The sequence below is a fragment of the Phyllobacterium sp. K27 genome, from assembly GCF_054796155.1.
In genome coordinates this window covers 222,930-241,823 of sequence record NZ_CM139240.1, presented here as the reverse complement: position 1 = coordinate 241,823, position 18,894 = coordinate 222,930, and the positions used below count along the sequence as shown (strand labels likewise).

Sequence of the window (18,894 nt, the reverse complement as noted above, 5' to 3'; positions counted from 1 at the left end):
CGCCATGAATGATCAAACTCCTGTTTTCAGAACCAGCCAGCTTGAAGAGAATGAAGGTCCGGGCCACAATCCGACTGAAAATCCTACAATGGGTGAACTCATTGCTGCACGTTTCTCCCGCCGTGGCTTTCTGAAAGGTTCGCTGGCCGTTTCAGCTATTGCAGCCACAGTCAGCCCTATGGCGTTGATGCTGGCTGATGATGCCCGCGCCGAGGCCAAATCTGCCTTCAGCTTTGAGGAAGTGGAAGCGGGCATTGATGAAAAACATCATGTGGCTGCCGGGTATGATGCGGATGTGCTTTTACGTTGGGGCGATGGGATTTTTGTGGATTCGCCAGAGTTTGATCCACGCAACCAGACTCCGGAAGCTCAGGCAAAGCAGTTTGGCTACAATAATGATTATGTCGGATATATCCCGATAGATGGTTCCTCCGAGCATGGTCTTCTGGTTGTTAATCATGAATACACCAATGAACATCTGATGTTCCCCGGCATCGTCAAGGTAGCCGATGGCAAGATTGAAGTCGCTCCTGCCGACAAGAAGCGGGTTGATATCGAAATGGCTGCCCACGGCGGCAGCGTTGTAGAGATCAAAAAGACCGATGGCAAATGGCAGGTCGTCAAGGATGGCAAGCTGAACCGTCGCATTACGGCCAATACGGAGATGCAATTATCCGGCCCCGTTGCCGGTCATGATCGCGTGAAAACCAATGCCGATGCATCCGGCACGAAAGTGTTCGGAACGATTAATAATTGTGCAGGCGGCGTCACGCCTTGGGGCACCTATGTGATGGCCGAAGAAAATATCCATGGCTACTTCACAGGTGAACTGCCAGCCGAGAGCAAGGAAGCTGCCAATTACAAACGGCTTGGCCTTCCGGAGGGCAGTTACGAGTGGGGCAAGTTCCATGACCGCTTTGACGTTTCGAAAGACCCCAATGAAGCCAACCGCTTCGGTTGGATTGTCGAAGTCGACGTAAATGATCCGCTGTCTGTTCCGAAGAAGCGTACCAGCATGGGCCGCTTCAAACATGAAGGTGCCGAGTCAATCGTTTCCAAAGATGGTCGGGTCGTGTTCTATCTCGGCGATGATGAGCGGTTTGATTACGTCTATAAGTTTGTAACCAGCGGCAAGTTCAATCCGGAGGATCGTGCTGCCAATCTGGACCTGCTGGATGAAGGCACGCTCTATGTTGCCAAGTTTGAAGCTGATGGCACCATTGAATGGATGCCGGTTGTGTTCGGCCAGGGTCCATTGACCGAGGCCAATGGCTTTAACAGTCAGGCAGATGTGCTGATCGAAACCCGCCGCGCAGGCGATTTGTTGGGCGCTACCAAAATGGACAGGCCGGAAGACATCCAGCCCAATGATGTCAACGGCAAGGTCTATGTCATGTTGACCAATAATACCAAACGCAAGGATGACCAGATCGACGCTGCCAATCCGCGTGCGAAAAATGCTTTTGGTCACATTATTGAAATTGCCGAGGCGGATGGCGATTTCGCCGCGACAAAGGGCAAATGGGAAATATTGCTGAAATGCGGTGACCCTTCCGTCGCCGATGTTGGCGCATCTTTCTCCACCGAGACCACAAAGAATGGCTGGTTCGGCATGCCCGACAATTGCTCTGTCGATGCTGATGGACGCCTGTGGGTTTCGACAGACGGCAACTCGCCCAAGGACACGGGTCGTACCGATGGTCTATGGGCGGTGGATACGGAAGGCGCTGCCCGCGCTACGTCGAAGCTCTTCTTCCGCGTGCCCATAGGCGCGGAAATGTGCGGTCCGCTCATGCTGCCGGATATGGCAACCATGATGGTGGCCGTGCAACACCCCGCCGATGGCGGCGAAGATTGGGAAGGCTTTGGCCGTCCGTCATACTACGAAGACCTGTCCACCCGCTGGCCGGACTTCAAGGATGATATGCCTGTGCGTCCGTCCGTTGTCGCAATCACCAAACAGGGCGGTGGCAAGATCGGCGTTTGACCGTCGCTCAGTCCGGCCAGTCGAAGGTCGGCTCACTCAAATGCCGGGCATGGTCGCGGATATCCCGCGGCCAGTCCTCGCTTAGCTCGATGAAGCGCTGATAGTTTCCAGCGTAAAGTGCGCGCGTGGCATCTTCGTAGTGCGGCTGGTTACCCGCCATTGCCAGCATGAAGCGGTCCGCGCTTTCCTGTGCCTGGCGTTTTGCCTCGCGCCCGCCATTTGCTGTTCGCGCCGCCTCCACAAGCTTGCGTAACGTAACGGAAGCGCCGCCAGGTTGCGCCGCGAGCCATTCCCAATGGCGTGGCAGAAGCGTTACCTCGCGTGCCGTAACGCCAAGCTTCGGACGGCCCGGCTTGCGCGGTTCGGCATTATCCAGCCGCGCCAATATTTCCGCTTCGCTGCCGCGCAGATCAAACTCGACCTGCCTGCCCGTTGCGTCATCGAAAACAAGAACTGCCTCGCCATTATCCTCCAGACGCTTCAGCGTCAGCGCCACTTCGGCCCGCGTTCCGCTTGTGATTTTCGTATTGCCCTGAAAGGCGGTCACTTTGTCCATAATTTCCATCCATTGTTCAAACTTTGCGTTGGATTTACCCGGATAAAACTCTGCCGTCAATATACCCGGGTAAAACTATTCGCACCGAATATCGTCTACCGCTATGGTCGCCCTTCCAAATCGCCTGAAAATGCTCTATGTGGCGCGCATGAGCACTCCACTAGATCACATCCGTAATTTCTCCATCGTCGCCCATATCGACCATGGCAAATCCACTCTTGCTGACCGCCTGATCCAATCGACAGGCGGGCTGGAGCTTCGCGACATGAAGGAGCAGGTGCTCGACTCGATGGATATCGAGCGCGAGCGCGGCATCACCATCAAGGCGCAGACCGTCCGGCTGCACTACAAGGCCAATGATGGCGAGATTTATGTCCTCAATCTGATCGACACGCCCGGCCATGTGGACTTTGCCTATGAGGTATCGCGCTCGCTATCGGCCTGCGAAGGCTCGCTGCTGGTGGTCGATGCTTCGCAGGGCGTTGAGGCGCAGACGCTGGCCAATGTCTATCAGGCCATCGACAATAATCACGAAATCGTCGTGGTGCTGAACAAGGTCGATCTTCCCGCCGCCGAGCCGGAGCGTATCCGCGAGCAGGTGGAAGATGTCATCGGCATTGATGCCAGCGAGGCGGTGCTGATTTCGGCCAAGACCGGCCTTGGCATTCCTGATGTGCTGGAAGCCATCGTCAAGCAACTGCCGCCCCCGCGCGAAGGGGATCGCACCAAGCCGCTCAAGGCCATGCTGGTTGATAGCTGGTATGACACCTATCTCGGCGTCATCGTGCTTGTGCGTATCATTGATGGCGTGCTCAAAAAGGGCCAGACCATCCGCATGATGGGCACCGGCGCGAAATATCCGGTTGAGCGCACCGGCGTGTTCACGCCGAAAATGGTTGCCGTGGACGAGCTTGGACCCGGCGAATTCGGCTTCATCACCGCTTCGATCAAGGAAGTGGCCGATACGCGCGTTGGCGATACGATCACCGAGGACAAGCGCCCGACAGATTCCATCCTGCCCGGCTTCAAGCCTGCGCAGCCTGTGGTGTTCTGCGGCCTCTTCCCCGTCGATGCGGCGGATTTTGAGGATCTGCGCGCTGCCATGGGCCGCCTGCGGCTCAATGATGCGTCCTTCTCGTTTGAGATGGAAAGCTCCGCTGCGCTGGGCTTCGGCTTCCGCTGCGGCTTCCTTGGGCTGTTGCATCTGGAGATCATTCAGGAACGGCTGGAGCGCGAGTTCAATCTTGACCTCATCGCCACCGCGCCAAGCGTTGTCTACAAGCTCAACATGACCGACGGCAAGCAGATCGAGTTGCACAATCCCGCCGATATGCCGGAAGTGATGAAGATCGCCACCATTGAGGAGCCATGGATCAGGGCAACCATCCTCACGCCCGATGATTATCTCGGCTCGATCCTCAAATTGTGTCAGGACCGCCGCGGCATCCAGATCGATCTCAACTATGTCGGCAAGCGCGCCATGGTCACCTATGACCTGCCGCTCAATGAAGTCGTGTTCGATTTCTATGACCGCTTGAAATCGATCAGCCAGGGCTATGCCTCGTTCGATTATCACCTGTCGGATTACCGCGAGGGCAATCTGGTCAAGATGTCGGTGCTGGTCAATGGCGAGCCGGTGGACGCCCTGTCGATGATGGTGCATCGCGCCGCTGCCGAAAAGCGTGGCCGCGACCTTTGCGAAAAGCTCAAGGACCTCATCCCCAAGCACATGTTCAAAATCCCGATCCAGGCGGCCATTGGCGGCACGGTGATCGCGCGCGAAACCATCTCGGCCCTGCGCAAGGATGTGACGGCAAAGTGCTATGGCGGCGACGTCTCGCGCAAGCGCAAGCTTCTGGAAAAGCAGAAGGAAGGCAAAAAGCGCATGCGCCAGTTCGGCAAGGTCGAAATTCCGCAGGAAGCCTTCATTCAGGCGCTGAAGATGAGCGACAACTAATATTGTGTTGGACGGTGGAACCGCTTTGCCGGGATCACGAACCAGTCTAAACCGGATAGCGGCCCGCCGCTATCCGCGCTCCCCTCGCGCCATTTTCCGCGCGCACAGGCCTTTGCGCCTTCTCTGTGGCTTTCTTTTCTGCGCGCTTGCCCTGTGCAGCGCCACAGCCTGCACCACGCCACGCCCAGCCCCCACGCCGGTCATTATCGACCCGCAACGCCCCGAACCCGCCACGCCGGGGATCAAGCCTTTGACTGTCGAGCAGGAAGAGTGGTAGACTCTTCATGAGATTATAATGATATTATATTTAGATAAAACTTTTCTTTTTAATAAAAAAATGACGACCTGCAATGTATTTGTAAAAATTATCACTCAATTGGAAATTGTAAATGCCAATAGATCGGTTTTCAATACTTACAGCAAACGGATATTTCCCAAAAGAATTGCCACTTTCATTTACAACAAAGGATTTTGGCCGGGACTGCCGAGAAATTCTAAAAGATTGGGCAGCCAACGGTACTATACCGGCAAATTACAAGAATCCTAAGAAACTATCAAGAGTAAAGGATTGCGAGCCAGAGATTATATCTACGCCTAAAGGAAATCATGAGAGAAGAATACTTAATATAACGCACCCTGTGCCACAGGCGATGTTGAATGCTCTGATTTCGAGAAACTGGAATACGGTGGAACAATGGTTGATGAGGTCGCAGTTTTCTTTCGATAAGACTGTAATCATTGATGGGAATGCAAGAGCTATTCCAGAGCCAATGTTTGCTGCACATCAAGCGCATAAAGAAATGATCGAGTCATTTGCGAACTGGCTCGTAAAATCGGATGTGAGCAGATTCTATCCTTCAATTTATACTCATTCCATCCCGTGGGCGGCCTACGGAAAAGAAAAAGTTAAGTCCAATTTATCAAAGTATAGCTATTCTCTAGCAGATCAAATCGATGTTCTTTTGAGAAAATGTAATAGAAACCAAACAGTCGGTATACCAATTGGCCCTGATACTTCTCGCGTAGTTGCTGATATAGTTTCCGCTTCAATTGATGTAGAGGTGGCAAAAGAAGAAGGATTAACAAAATACAATGCTGATCGCCTTCAAGACGACTGGCTCGTTGGTTGTGAATCTCTCGAACAGGCGGAGCGACGACTTTCAAAAATTATTATTGCCTATCAGGCGATGGGGCTGGATATCAATGGATCGAAGACCTCAATTCATCATATCAAGGACTTTCAACAACCCATTTGGCAAGCTCACATACTGTCACAAATAAATGGTCGTTATAATTCCCTTATAGGAACAAACCTGCATTCTTTCCTTACTTCTGCAATATCGCTACAGATCGCAAATCCCAAGGATTTTGTCTTAAAGTACGTAATAGCAATTCTTTTCAACAAAAACATTAGAAACCAAGATGTGCCATTCGTTCAGTCGTTTTTATCTAAGGCCGTTATTGTAGATCCGCGCGTGATTGCCGATTGCGCAAAGATGATTAGTAATTTTCACTTTGAGAGAAAACCCATAAATATTGACCGCATAAGAAGCAGATTCATCAGGTATGCGGAAGACGCGATCGAAACACATCGACATCATGAGGCAATATGGAGTTTAAGCCTACTTAGGTCCTTGAAAATAAATCTGAGTGATACGCGCATTCCGGATCTATCCGAGGATTTGGACAGTGCCTGTATTCGACTTATACTTTTAGATATGAAGGAGAGAGGTCAGTTTAATGTGCTTCCAACAAAGGTTTGGGAGAAAGAGATTGTTCAATCCAGCCTTTATGGTCCCGAATGGTTACTCGCATATGAAGGGGTAAGGCATGGCTGGCTCAGAGACCCAAGCAGTAAAATTCGTAATAACCCGATACTAGAACCGTTTTTTAGTCGAGATATCGTCTTCTATGATGAGAAGCGGAATTTCCTGAAGCGAAAAGCAATCTTACGCGAACGGAGAATTGCTACAAAGATTAAAAGTAATTTCTTGGGGAGTTTATTCTTTGGGTATTAAGATAATTTTGGTTAAGTGCAGTCCAACATACCAGCCATTCCAATATTGCACTGCACAATCCGCCCATCTGCGCATATCTTATGGTCAACCAAACATTGCCATAGGATCAGGCCATGAGTTTTATCTTTGATTTTGCCAAGCGTGGGCGTCGTCGCAATGATGCGGATTATCGCAATGCGCTGGCTTTGCTGAACAGCATGAGCGCCGCAGACCGCGCCGATATCGGCATCAAACAGGCGGATTTCAGCCGCATTGCCCGCGAGATGACCCGCCGCTGATCTGCTTGATGGCGGTGGTGTTGTGCGTGGTTCGCCCTTCGACAGGCTCAGGATAGCTCACCATGAGCGAGGGGGTGGCTTGCCATGAGGTGTGATGATTGGTCGAGGGGGCGGGTTAGAGATGATCGCAAAGCATCCCCCTTTCCGTCATCCTCGGTCCTCGGGTTTTAACCCGAGAATTGAACCGAGGATCCACAACTCAGTTAACGCGAAGAATCATATCCTTTAGAGCCAAGCACATAAGCAATGGATCCTCGGGTCAAGAGCCCGAGGATGACGGTGTCAGGCTTGGGTAGGGAGATGGTGCCAATACCAAGAGGTAAGCACCAAGGCGTTGCTCTTCGCATCTTCAACTTTTGTAGAATTTACATCAGCACAGTCATGAGCCCAAAGTCTCCGTGGAGGCTGAATGGCTGGCTATGTCTACATCATCACCAATCAAAAGCATGGCACGCTCTATATTGGTGTAACGTCTGATCTTCCCGGTCGCATATATCAGCACCGCGAAGGGCATACACCGGGCTTCGCATGGAAATATGGATGCACTCGACTCGTCTGGTATCAGCAATATGAGTCAATTGTGGACGCAATCCAGCGTGAGAAATCATTGAAGCGCTGGTATCGGCAGTGGAAAATCGACCTGATCGAAACGACCAATCCGGGTTGGGATGATCTTTATGCGACGCTCTCCTAAACTGCATCATCCAGTTGACTGCCCCATGTCTCGGCCCACATAGGACAATAGCCCCCTGACGCTCTCGTCCTCCTTCGTTCAGCCCCGCGCTGCCCCTCCGTCATTGTCCGGTCTCACACCCACCTCTCCGTCATCCTCCAGCCTTGCACCCGCCTCTCCGTCATCCTCGGGCTCTTGACCCGAGGATCCACCCGGACGAGGAATTCCGGGAACAGCGCGAGGGTCGTTCTGTTGCTATAGATCCTCGGGTCAAGAGCCCGAGGATGACGGAGAGGGTAGGATGAGCTTGTCGAAGGGCGCATTTGGTTTGTGCAAATCAGGCTTCCAAAAAATAATCTTCCAAAAACTTATCCAACAGCTCCTGCTCTGAACTATTCTGCTCGTGTCCTTCCCGCGGGAAACAGCTTCCGGAGCCGTTCGAAGTTTGGGGAAGGATGGGCGCCTCCGATGACGGGTTACGGACCCGCTATCCGGGGAAGTTCTGTCCAAGGGTTCCCCTGCCGTTACCAGGAACGGCGCGTGCTGGACGAGCACTTTAAGGGGCGCAAGGCGAACGCATGGCGTGCCGCAAATGGCATTTCATGATTAGCCCGAAGCCTCCCAAGCGGAACGGGCAGAATGCAAAATCGCCGGACGGGCGGTCTTCGGATCGCTTGAATTACTACAAAGACGCGCTTCGATGACCGCCCGTCTTTCCCACCACAAGCAATAGCCAGACGCGAAAGCGGGCGTGGCAAGGAAAAACCACGGAGAAAATCAGCATGGGCAAACGCAAACAATCCTGGCCAGACGATCTGGTGCCATTTTGCACATTCATACCGGAGCCGCTGCCGGAACTGCCCTTTGAGTTGCGGCCAAGACATCCGCAACAGACAGATGAGCAATATGCTGCCGATATAGATATACAAAAGCGCGCCCATCGCGGCTATGTGGTGATGCTCGCGCTGTTTCAGGGCATGGCAACGGCACTTGGCTATCATAGGACGTGCAAAAAGCCCGCCTGCCGCCGCAAGCAATGCTGCACCGGACGGCGCGATTTTTTCCCGAAAGACGACTATCCTGTCATGCTTTTTCCTCTCTGCGGCACGGTGGAGATGGCTGAGCGGGCACGCGCGGGTGTTGTCAAGGTGGGCGATATTCTGAAATCCGGTTACAACCCGCTCGTGGCGCCAGACGGCACCTTACATCCCAGCCGGAAAATGGTAGTAGAGGAGACATGACAACGAAACCGCGCATCACCATCACCTATTGTACACAATGCAGCTGGATGCTGCGCTCCGCCTGGATGGCACAGGAGCTGCTCTCCACATTCGGCGCTGATCTGGGTGAGGTGGCGCTGATCCCCGGCACGGGCGGCATTTTCGAAATTCATGTCAATGGCGACCTTATCTGGGAGCGCAAGCGCGATGGCGGCTTTCCGGAAGCCAAAGTGCTCAAGCAGAAACTGCGCGATATTGTTTGGCCGGAGCGGGACCTTGGCCATTCCGACGGGCACAAGGCGTTCAAGGGCGGGGCAGACAATGGGGTCCCCGCCAGCAACGAGCAAAGCGAGGCGCTTAAGGGCGGGGCAGACAAGTGAGTAAGCCGGAAGTTACCACGACCAAGCTGGATGATGCGGCGCGCGCGGGCTGGCTCTATTATGTCGCCGGCAATACGCAGGATGAGATTGCAGCAAAGCTTGGCGTGTCGCGCCAGTCCGCCCAGCGCATGGTGTCGCTGGCGGTTTCCGAAGGGCTGGTCAAGGTTCGGCTCGACCATCCCATTGCCCATTGTCTTGATCTGGCGGCGCAGCTGAAACAGCGCTTTGGTCTGAAAATGGCCGAAGTGGTGCCGACTGATCCGGGTTCCACATCGACCACGCTTGGCGTGGCGGATGCAGCGGCGGCGGAAATGACGCGCTGGCTGAAAATGGAAGCGCCGGTGGTTGTCGGCATTGGCACGGGGCGTACGCTGAAAGCGGCCATTGAAATGCTGTCTCCCATTGATTGTCCGCAACACAAGGTGGTTTCGTTGACGGGCAATATCGCGCCGGATGGTTCGGCTGCCTTTTACAATGTTATTTTTAATATTGCCGAAAAGGTAAAGGCGCGCAGCTTTCCCATGCCCTTGCCGGTCATCGCTTCCTCGCCGGAGGAGCGTGAATTGCTGCATAGTCAGCCGATGATCCGCTCCGTGCTGGAATTGTCGGCCAAGGCGGATGTGGCCTTCATCGGCATTGGCGATCTGGAGGATGACGCGCCGCTGTTTGTCGACGGCTTCATTTCGCGCGTTGAATTGCAGGCTTTGCGGCAGGCCGGTGCTGTGTGTGAAATCGTCGGGCGCGCCTTTGATCGCAATGGTGTGGCGATTGAAGGATTGACCAATGAGCGCGTCGCCAGCGCGCTTATTCCTTCACGCGAGACGGCCATGGTCATTGCTATCGCCAAAGGCGAAAAGAAGATGCCGGGCATTGCCGCAGCGCTCAAGGGCAATCTTATCAACGGCTTGATCACGGACGAGCGTACCGCTGAGGCTCTGCTGGCGAGCTGATTTCTCTCTTATTGTGCAGTGCAGCGACGAATTGCCCTTGACTCATTTCATCTATGTGTGAGTATTTGCCCACAACAAAAGCAATTGCTCATAACATTCGGGAGGAATGAAATGCTTAAGAGAACGCTTCTGCTCGGCGCGGTTTCCGTCGCGGCCATGGTCAGCTTCGCCCATGCGGAGACATTGACCATTGCCACGGTCAACAATGGCGACATGGTTCGCATGCAGAAACTGACCGATGATTTCACCAAGAAGAATCCGGACATTCAGCTCGAATGGGTAACGCTTGAAGAAAACATTCTTCGCCAGCGCGTCACAACCGATATCGCCACCAAGGGCGGCCAGTATGATGTGATGACCATCGGCACTTACGAAGTGCCGATCTGGGCCAAGCAGGGCTGGCTTCTGCCGCTCGATGGTCTGGGTGCGGATTATGACAAGGCCGATCTCCTGCCGTCGATCAGCGATGCCGTTTCCGTTGATGGCAAACTCTATGCCTCGCCATTCTATGGCGAAAGCGCCATGGTGATGTATCGCAAGGATCTGGCTGAGAAAGCCGGTGTGACCATTCCTGAAAAGCCGACCTGGGACCAGATTGCTGATGCTGCCAAGAAGATGACCGACAAGTCCACCGAGACTTACGGCATTTGCCTGCGCGGCAAGGCTGGTTGGGGCGAGAACATGGCCCTTCTGACGGCAACGGCAAACTCCTTCGGTGCGCGCTGGTTCGATGAAAAGTGGGTACCGCAGTTTGATCAGCCGGAATGGAAGAAGGCACTGACCTTCTATGTCGATCTGATGAAGGAAGCCGGCCCTCCTGGCGCTTCTTCGAACGGCTTTAATGAAAACCTGGCCCTGTTCCAGACCGGCAAATGCGGCATCTGGATTGACGCTACTGTTGCAGCTTCCTTCGTGACCAATCCGAAGGAATCCAAGGTTGCAGATCAGGTCGGCTACGCTCTATTCCCGACAGGCGGCTTTGAGAACCATGGCAACTGGCTTTGGGCATGGAATCTTGGCATTCCTGCCGGTACGAAAAAGGCAGAAGCAGCGCAAAAGTTCGTTTCCTGGGCGACTGACAAGGCCTATACCGAACTCGTGGCGAGCAAGGAGGGCTGGGCAAATGTTCCTCCGGGCACGCGCACTTCGCTTTATGCCAATCCGGAATATCAGAAGGCCGCCCCATTCGCCAAGATTACGCTCGAAGCCATGACGGCAGCCAATACAAGCAAGCCGACAGTCAAGCCGGTGCCTTATACGGGTGGCCAGTTTGTTGCCATTCCTGAGTTTCAGGGCCTCGGCACGGCAGTTGGTCAGCAATTCGCGGCAGCGCTTGCAGGTTCTGTAACCGTCGATCAGGCCTTGCAGAGCGCGCAGGCATTGACGACCCGCGAAATGACAAAAGGCGGTTACATCAAGTAGATCCTCCTGGCTCCGGGCGGTTTTCGGCGCGAATGCCGGGAGCCGCCCGGGCCTCCTTTGCACATTTGTTTGTTAATGATCGCTGTATTGGATCCTGACCATGGCTACGCTTCAGACACGCGCAACTGCCCGTATCATGATGTCGCCCGCCGTCATCCTCTTGCTCCTGTGGATGATCGTGCCGCTTGTCATGACGCTGTACTTTTCATTCCTGCGCTACAATCTCTTGATGCCGGGAACCGAGGAGTATGTTGGGTTTCTCAATTACCAGTACTTTCTGACTGATCCCGCTTTCTTCACTGCCCTTGGCAATACCTTGCTGCTGGTGGGTGGAACGCTGTTGATTACAGTCATTGGCGGCATTCTTCTGGCGATTGTTCTGGACCAGCCATTCTGGGGTCAGGGTATTGTCCGTCTTCTGGTCATTGCGCCATTCTTCGTCATGCCTACCGTGTCGGCGTTGGTTTGGAAGAATATGCTGATGCATCCGGTAAATGGGCTCTTTGCGTGGATCGCACGAACCTTTGGGTTCCAGCCAGTGGATTGGTTTGCTCAGGTCCCGCTGTTTTCAATCATCTTGATTGTTGCATGGCAGTGGCTGCCCTTTGCAACGCTGATCCTGTTGACTGCATTGCAATCTCTTGATGGCGAGCAGATCGAAGCGGCAGAGATGGATGGAGCTGGACCGCTATCGCGTTTCATCCATCTGGTCCTTCCGCATCTTTCACGGGCGATCACCGTCGTCGTTCTCATCCAGACGATCTTCCTACTGAGTGTTTTTGCTGAAATTCTGGTGACCACAAATGGTGGACCGGGTCTGCAGACGACCAACATTGCCTACCTCATCTATTCGCAAGCGCTCCTGCAATTTGACGTAGGTGGAGCTTCCGCTGGCGGCATCGTTGCAGTCATCCTCGCCAACATCGTTGCCTTCTTCCTCATTCGCCTCATCGGCAAGAACCTGGAGAGGTAGAATCATGGCCCGCTCGGTTACAACGCAACGGAAACTCATCTTCACAGTTCTCGGTTGGAGTATCGGATTCCTGATCTTCTTTCCGATCCTGTGGACGTTTCTGACTAGCTTCAAGACGGAAGGTACTGCTGTGGCGACGCCTCCGCAGTTCCTGTTCTTTGACTGGACGTTGGACAATTATTACGAAGTGCAGAGCCGTTCCGACTATGGCAAGCATGTCATGAACTCCATAATCATTTCGGTTGGTTCGACTCTCCTTGGCTTGGCATTGGCGATACCGGCCGCTTGGGCCATGGCGTTTTCACCAACAAAGCGCACAAAGGATGTTTTGATGTGGATGCTGTCCACCAAAATGATGCCTTCGGTCGGAGTGCTTGTGCCGCTCTATTTGATCTTCCGGGATTGGGGATTGCTCGACTCGCGTCTCGGCCTTGTCGCGGTTCTGACGATGATCAATTTGCCGATCATTGTCTGGATGCTCTACACATACTTCAAGGAAATTCCGGGCGAAATCCTTGAGGCAGCCCGTATGGATGGCGCATCGCTCATGAAAGAGATTGTCTATGTGCTGACGCCCATGGCCATTCCCGGCATTGCCTCAACAATGCTGCTCAATATCATCTTGGCATGGAACGAAGCATTCTGGACACTTAATCTGACTGCCGCAAATGCTGCGCCTCTGACAGCCTTCATCGCCTCCTACTCGAGTCCTGAAGGATTGTTCTGGGCAAAGTTGTCAGCCGCATCCACCATGGCAATCGCTCCGATCCTCATTATGGGCTGGTTCAGCCAGAAGCAATTGGTTCGCGGTTTGACCTTTGGCGCCGTCAAATAATTTCTGACCTTTGGCCGTGCCAAAAGAGATGGGAAAAATACTATGGGAAGCATAACACTCGAAAAAGTATCGAAGTCGTTCGGCACCACTTCGGTCATTCCGGAAATCGATCTTGAAATCAGTGATGGCGAATTCGTTGTCTTTGTCGGGCCCTCCGGCTGCGGAAAATCCACACTCCTTCGCATGATCGCTGGTCTTGAAGATTTGAGCGGTGGGCGCATCATCATCGATGGCAAAGATATGTCGAGCGAAGCGCCAGCCAAGCGCGGCCTGTCGATGGTGTTTCAATCCTATGCGCTCTATCCGCATATGAGTGTCTATCAGAATATAGCTTTCCCACTGAAGATGGACGGTCAGGAGAAGTCTGCGATCGACAAAAAGGTCAAGGATGCAGCGCATATCCTCAATCTGACAAACTATCTGGATCGCAGGCCCGGGCAGCTATCGGGTGGTCAACGCCAGCGTGTTGCCATTGGCCGCGCCATTGTGCGTCAGCCCAAAGCCTTTTTGTTCGATGAACCTCTGTCCAATCTTGACGCGGCCCTGCGTGGAAATATGCGCCTCGAAATCAGCGATCTGCATCATCAGCTGAAAACAACGATGATCTATGTAACGCACGATCAGGTGGAAGCCATGACCATGGCTGACAAGATTGTCGTGCTGAACGCGGGGCGCATTGAGCAGGTGGGCTCACCGTTAGAGCTCTACAAGAATCCAAAGAATGTTTTTGTAGCTGGCTTCATTGGCTCGCCGCGCATGAACCTCATAGAGGGTGCCGAAGCTGAAAAACATAATGCTGCGACCTTGGGCGTCCGGCCTGAACACGTCCAGGTATCGAAGGCGGAAGGCGCATGGAAAGGCACTGTTGGCGTAACAGAGCGTCTGGGTTCTGACACGTTCATTCATGTGCAAACTGAGGGCGTGGGGAAGATCACCGTACGCACAGATGGTGATTTCGCAACGGAACATGGGCAGTCAGTGTATCTGACGCCTGATCCTTCCCGTTTGCATCTCTTCGATGCAAACGGTCAAGCCATATAACAGGAAAGGCAGGCATTCGAAATGAGCAGGCTTGCGGGCAAGACAGCATTCATCACAGGTTCAGCACGGGGTATCGGTCGCGCGCTTGCAGAAGCTTACATTCGTGAAGGTATAGACCACGTTGTTATTGCCGACATCGATCTGGAGCGCGCTCGACAGACCGCGTCCGAGCTTGGCAGCAAAGCCCATGCAGTTCGGCTCGACGTGACCAATCAGGAATCGATTGATGCTGCAGTCGCCGAAACGGTCGAGAAGTTTGGTGGCATTGATATTCTCATCAACAATGCTGCGCTTTTCGACCTGGCGCCGATCGTCGATATTACGCGTGAGAGCTATGATAAACTGTTTGCAGTGAATTTTGCCGGAACACTTTTCACACTACAGGCCGTCGCTAAACGCATGATTGCTCGCGGCAAAGGCGGAAAGATCATCAATATGGCGAGCCAAGCAGGACGTCGTGGTGAGCCGCTTGTTGCGATCTATTGTGCAACCAAGGCGGCAGTGATCAGCCTCACCCAATCTGCCGGTCTCAACCTTATCGAGCATGGCATCAATGTGAACGCCATTGCACCGGGTGTCGTGGATGGCGAGCACTGGGAAGGAGTGGACGCCCTCTTTGCAAAATATGAGAACAGACCACGCGGGGAAAAGAAACGCCTCGTCGGCGAAGCTGTCCCATTCGGCAGAATGGGCACCGCAGATGATCTCACTGGAATGGCCGTTTTTCTCGCTTCCAGCGACAGCGATTACATTGTTGCCCAGACCTACAATGTAGATGGCGGCAACTGGTTGAGCTGAACTGCAAGCCTGCAGCAATGCGCGCTTACGGTATAAATGAAAAGAAGGGTTGATCCCGATGACTGTTAAACTTTCGCAGAACGCTTTGACCCGATTGCCGGAAAGTGTCAGCGTGCCCAGCTACAAGCAATCGGATCTGAAACCCGGGATTATCCACTTTGGTATCGGGAATTTTCATCGAGCACATCAGGCGGTCTATCTTGATGAATTGTTCAATGCGGGTACGGATCATGAATGGGGTCTGGTTGGTGCCGGGGTTCTGCCGTCTGATGAAACCATGCGTCAGAAACTCAAGGATCAGGACTGGCTTACCACTGTCGTCGAACAAGACAGTGGACATCGCAAAGCGCACGTCACCTCGGCCATGATTGATTACATTCAGCCAGGCAATGCTGCAAACATGATTGCCCGTCTTGCTGATCCGCAAATTCGTATTGTATCAATGACCATTACCGAAGGCGGTTATTTTATTGATCCGGCGTCTGGAAAGTTCAATCCGCAACATCCTGCCATTGCGGCAGATGCAGCTGATATCAAGAACCCGAAAACGGTTTTTGGCCTGATTCTGGCTGGCCTCATACGCCGTCGTAGCGAGGGTGCTCCCGCTTTTACAGTAATGTCTTGTGACAATATTCCAGGCAATGGTCACGTCACCAGTGATGCCGTTGGCGGTTTAGCGGCTCTGATTGATCCTTTGCTTGGCGATTGGGTGAAGCAAAATGTGGCTTTCCCGAATGGCATGGTGGATCGCATAACACCTGCAACAACGGATCGGGAGCGCAACTTCTTGGCATCGGAATTCGGGGTTGAGGACAATTGGCCGGTATTCTGCGAGCCGTTCAAACAATGGGTGCTTGAGGATAACTTTCCGACTGGTCGCCCCGCACTCGAAAAAGTCGGAGTGACCTTCGTCAAGGATGTTGCACCGTATGAGTTGATGAAAATCCGCATTCTCAACGGCGGACATGCGGCAATCGCTTATCCCGCAGCGTTAATGGATATCCATTTTGTGCACGAAGCGATGGAAGAGCCATTGATCCGCAACTTTCTGACAAAACTGGAACGTGAAGAGATTATTCCAGTTCTGCCGCCAGTGCCTGATATGCCTTTCGACGATTACTTCGACTTGATCGTACGGCGTTTCTCCAATCCCAAGATTGGCGATACAATTCAGCGTCTTTGTCAGGACGGTTCAAACCGTCAGCCAAAATTCATCCTGCCGACAACTGCCGACAGGTTGCAGTCAGGTGACGGCATTACCGGCCTCTCTCTCGTGTCTGCATTGTGGTGCCGGTTCTGTGCAGGAACAACCGATAGCGGTAAGCCGACTGATTATCTGGATGCCAGCGCTGAACGACTAAAGATTGAGGCTTTGAAGGCCAGGGACGACCCCAAGGCATTCCTTGCCATGACTGATATTTTTGGCGATGTAGGTACAGCACCGGTTTTCGTCGAATCATTTTCGCGTATTCTCCGGACACTCTGGGACAAAGGCGCGCGCGAAACTTTGAAACTCTATCTTGAAAATAAACTCTGATGGCAGATCCTTCGCTTGTTATTTTCGATTGCGACGGCGTTCTCGTTGACAGTGAGCCGATCTCCATAGCTGTGCTGCTGGAGATGATTGCCAAGAGTGGTGTTACCATGTCTGAGGATGATGCTTATGATCGTTTTCTCGGGCGAAGCATGGCAACGATCAGTAAGATTCTCCACGAAGACTATGGTTTCGCTGCCAGCGAGGCTGACCTGGACGAAATGCGGACCAATCTTTATTCGCGTTTTGAGCTTGATTTGCAGCCAATCCCCGGCATAGCCGATACATTGAAGCGATTGCCGCTGCCGCGCTGTGTTGCTTCGTCAAGCCAGCCGGAACGCATCCGTTTATCGCTGAGGCTGACCGGACTTATTAACCTGCTTGACCCGCATATTTTTAGCGCCACCATGGTCAAGAATGGCAAACCTGCTCCGGATCTGTTTTTGTTTGCTGCGAAGACGATGAATGTCGATCCGGCTGATTGTGTGGTGATCGAAGATAGTCCGGCGGGTATACAGGCCGCCAAAGCAGCGGGTATGCGTGTTTTCGCTTTCACGGGGGGAACGCATTCGCGTGGTGGCAGGCTGGAGTCAACGCTTGCGTCTCTTGATCCAGACCTTATATTCAACGACATGTTGCAATTGCCTGGCCTACTCGCGTCGCAGGAAGCCGTACTGAAAGTTCGTTGATGCCGCAATTTGTCTGCGCTGTAGATGTTGGTACAGGAAGCGCCCGTGCGGGCATTCTGGATATAAATGGTAACCTTCTTGGCCGCGTAGAGCACCCAATCTTAATGAATCGCCCAATGGGCGATCATGCCGAGCATGATTCAGAAGATATATGGAAATCTGTATGTATTTCCGTGCAAGGTGCGATTGCGGCGGCCAAAATTGATCCGGCAGACGTGGTGGGCCTCAGCTTCGATGCCACGTGTTCATTGGTCGTTCGCGATATGCAAGCTGAGCAGCTCACAGTCGCGACCTCTGGCGAGCAGCGCTGGGATACTATTGTCTGGCTTGACCACCGTGCTTTGGACGAAGCTGATGAATGCACAGCGACCGGCCATAAAGTCCTCGATTTTCTGGGCGGCGTCATGTCACCGGAAATGCAGACGCCGAAATTGATGTGGTTGAAGCGTCATTTGCCGACGACTTGGAACAAGGCTGGGTACTTTTTTGATCTGGCAGATTATCTGAGCTGGAAAGCAACAGGGTCATTGGCGCGCTCGCAATGCACGCTGACCTGTAAGTGGACCTATCTGGCGCACGAAAAGCAGGGCTGGCAGACGGATTATTTAGAAACAATTGGCTTGGAAGACCTGATTGAGCGTGGCAACCTCCCGGACGTTGCAAGTCCTGTGGCAACCGATCTTGGTGCACTGACAAACGAAGCTGCAACAGCATTGGGACTGACAACAAATTGCCGTGTAGGAGCTGGTCTGATCGATGCATTCGCTGGCTCACTTGGTGTCCTTGGTGGTTTTGCCGGCGATTTGTCCCAGATTGATCGCCATCTTGCACTGATAGCGGGAACGTCAAGCTGCCTGATGGCTTTATCACAAGAGCAGATATCGTTTCGAGGCGGTTGGGGCCCCTATCATGGCGTTGCACTTCCAGATGTGTGGTTGAGCGAAGGTGGCCAATCTGTAACCGGGGCCTTGCTCGATCATATTATCCGCTGGCATGGGGCCGGTGGCGAACCAAACGGTGACGTGCATAAAAAGATCACAGCGCGTATCCTGGAGCTTCGCGCAATAGAGCCGGATCTTGCAAATCGCTTGCATGTCCTGCCCGACTTTCATGGAAATCGATCACCTCTTGCCGACCCTCACGCTGTGGGCGTTATCAGCGGTCTAACATTGGATTCATCATTTGACAGCCTATGTCGCCTTTATTGGCGCACCGCTGTCGGCATTTCACTTGGCGTGCGCCATATCCTCGATGCGTTTAACGACAAGGGTTATGCTATCGATACGATGCATGTTACCGGCGGACATATTAAGAGCCCGCTGCTTATGGAGCTGTATGCTGATGCTACTGGTTGCACGGTGATAACCTCCGCCGCCGAAGATGCAGTGCTCCTCGGCACAGCGATGGTTGCTGCCAAAGCTGCAGGCATTTACTCTGATCTATCTTCGGCCTGTATTGCGATGAAGCAAGGGGGGCGCGCTCGCCAGCCTGATCCGACGGCGCGTCAACGTCTTGATCGCGACTATCGAATCTTCCTTGAAATGCACGCCCAGCGCAAAGCTTTGGATGCTTTGCATTAAGAA

At 53.2% G+C, this 18,894-nt stretch carries 17 protein-coding genes and 1 pseudogene; 16 read left to right on the top strand and 2 right to left on the bottom strand.

All coding sequences use genetic code 11. From position 1 onward, the window contains the following. The first annotated feature begins 4 nt into the window (after positions 1-4). Complete coding sequence (locus ACYJL1_RS01150) at positions 5-1,987, top strand: PhoX family protein (RefSeq protein ID WP_460896638.1); 1,983 nt, start codon at positions 5-7, stop codon at positions 1,985-1,987. A gap of 7 nt (positions 1,988-1,994) precedes the next feature. Here ACYJL1_RS01150 and ACYJL1_RS01145 read toward each other — a convergent pair whose 3' ends face one another. Then, positions 1,995-2,543, bottom strand: coding sequence for a DUF2239 family protein (locus tag ACYJL1_RS01145; protein WP_460896637.1), 549 nt, complete (start codon positions 2,541-2,543; stop codon positions 1,995-1,997). 148 nt (positions 2,544-2,691) lie between these two features. Here ACYJL1_RS01145 and lepA point away from each other — a divergent pair, with 148 nt between their 5' ends. Beyond that, on the top strand, positions 2,692-4,500 hold the full coding sequence (lepA, locus tag ACYJL1_RS01140) for a translation elongation factor 4 (RefSeq protein WP_460897896.1): 1,809 nt from the start codon (positions 2,692-2,694) through the stop codon (positions 4,498-4,500). Between the two features lie 46 nt (positions 4,501-4,546). Here the strand turns inward: lepA and ACYJL1_RS01135 are convergent, their stop codons facing one another. Continuing rightward, positions 4,547-4,786, bottom strand: coding sequence for a hypothetical protein (locus ACYJL1_RS01135; protein ID WP_460896636.1), 240 nt, complete (start codon positions 4,784-4,786; stop codon positions 4,547-4,549). Between the two features lie 103 nt (positions 4,787-4,889). Between ACYJL1_RS01135 and ACYJL1_RS01130 the strand changes: the two genes are divergently transcribed. The 14 genes and pseudogenes from ACYJL1_RS01130 to ACYJL1_RS01065 all read left to right on the top strand — a co-directional run bounded on the left by ACYJL1_RS01130 (position 4,890) and on the right by ACYJL1_RS01065 (position 18,891). After that, positions 4,890-6,518 carry an RNA-directed DNA polymerase gene (locus tag ACYJL1_RS01130; protein WP_460896635.1) on the top strand — a complete coding sequence of 543 codons (1,629 nt, stop codon included), beginning with the start codon at positions 4,890-4,892 and terminating at the stop codon, positions 6,516-6,518. A 113-nt stretch (positions 6,519-6,631) separates the two neighbouring features. Next, the gene (locus ACYJL1_RS01125) at positions 6,632-6,796 is read left to right on the top strand and encodes a hypothetical protein (RefSeq protein WP_163025389.1); all 165 of its coding nucleotides are present in this window, start codon (positions 6,632-6,634) and stop codon (positions 6,794-6,796) included. A gap of 409 nt (positions 6,797-7,205) precedes the next feature. Beyond that, the gene (locus ACYJL1_RS01120; RefSeq protein WP_460896634.1) at positions 7,206-7,490 is read left to right on the top strand and encodes a GIY-YIG nuclease family protein; all 285 of its coding nucleotides are present in this window, start codon (positions 7,206-7,208) and stop codon (positions 7,488-7,490) included. Between the two features lie 761 nt (positions 7,491-8,251). Then, positions 8,252-8,710 (top strand): hypothetical protein, encoded by a 459-nt coding sequence (locus ACYJL1_RS01115; RefSeq protein WP_460896633.1) that lies wholly within the window; start codon positions 8,252-8,254, stop codon positions 8,708-8,710. Beyond that, positions 8,707-8,979: pseudogene (locus ACYJL1_RS01110) on the top strand (Rdx family protein); the annotation flags it as partial. The gene ACYJL1_RS01115 and the pseudogene ACYJL1_RS01110, both read left to right, overlap by 4 nt. Before the next feature lie 86 nt (positions 8,980-9,065). Then, on the top strand, positions 9,066-10,019 hold the full coding sequence (locus ACYJL1_RS01105) for a sugar-binding transcriptional regulator (protein WP_460896632.1): 954 nt from the start codon (positions 9,066-9,068) through the stop codon (positions 10,017-10,019). Between the two features lie 111 nt (positions 10,020-10,130). Continuing rightward, positions 10,131-11,441, top strand: a complete 1,311-nt coding sequence (locus tag ACYJL1_RS01100) for an ABC transporter substrate-binding protein (protein WP_460896631.1) — start codon at positions 10,131-10,133, stop codon at positions 11,439-11,441. Between the two features lie 100 nt (positions 11,442-11,541). Further along, a complete protein-coding gene (locus ACYJL1_RS01095) occupies positions 11,542-12,414 on the top strand; it encodes a carbohydrate ABC transporter permease (protein ID WP_460896630.1) in 873 nt (290 codons plus the stop codon). Between the two features lie 4 nt (positions 12,415-12,418). Continuing rightward, positions 12,419-13,249, top strand: a complete 831-nt coding sequence (locus ACYJL1_RS01090) for a carbohydrate ABC transporter permease (RefSeq protein WP_460896629.1) — start codon at positions 12,419-12,421, stop codon at positions 13,247-13,249. 42 nt (positions 13,250-13,291) lie between these two features. After that, positions 13,292-14,290, top strand: coding sequence for an ABC transporter ATP-binding protein (locus tag ACYJL1_RS01085; protein WP_460896628.1), 999 nt, complete (start codon positions 13,292-13,294; stop codon positions 14,288-14,290). A gap of 21 nt (positions 14,291-14,311) precedes the next feature. Further along, positions 14,312-15,088 carry an L-iditol 2-dehydrogenase gene (locus ACYJL1_RS01080; RefSeq protein ID WP_460896627.1) on the top strand — a complete coding sequence of 259 codons (777 nt, stop codon included), beginning with the start codon at positions 14,312-14,314 and terminating at the stop codon, positions 15,086-15,088. Between the two features lie 58 nt (positions 15,089-15,146). Then, positions 15,147-16,625, top strand: a complete 1,479-nt coding sequence (locus tag ACYJL1_RS01075) for a mannitol dehydrogenase family protein (protein WP_460896626.1) — start codon at positions 15,147-15,149, stop codon at positions 16,623-16,625. Beyond that, positions 16,625-17,311, top strand: coding sequence for an HAD family hydrolase (locus ACYJL1_RS01070; RefSeq protein WP_460896625.1), 687 nt, complete (start codon positions 16,625-16,627; stop codon positions 17,309-17,311). The genes ACYJL1_RS01075 and ACYJL1_RS01070 overlap by 1 nt, the downstream gene beginning before the upstream one ends. Then, positions 17,311-18,891 (top strand): FGGY-family carbohydrate kinase, encoded by a 1,581-nt coding sequence (locus ACYJL1_RS01065; RefSeq protein WP_460896624.1) that lies wholly within the window; start codon positions 17,311-17,313, stop codon positions 18,889-18,891. The genes ACYJL1_RS01070 and ACYJL1_RS01065 overlap by 1 nt, the downstream gene beginning before the upstream one ends. Positions 18,892-18,894 lie beyond the last annotated feature (3 nt).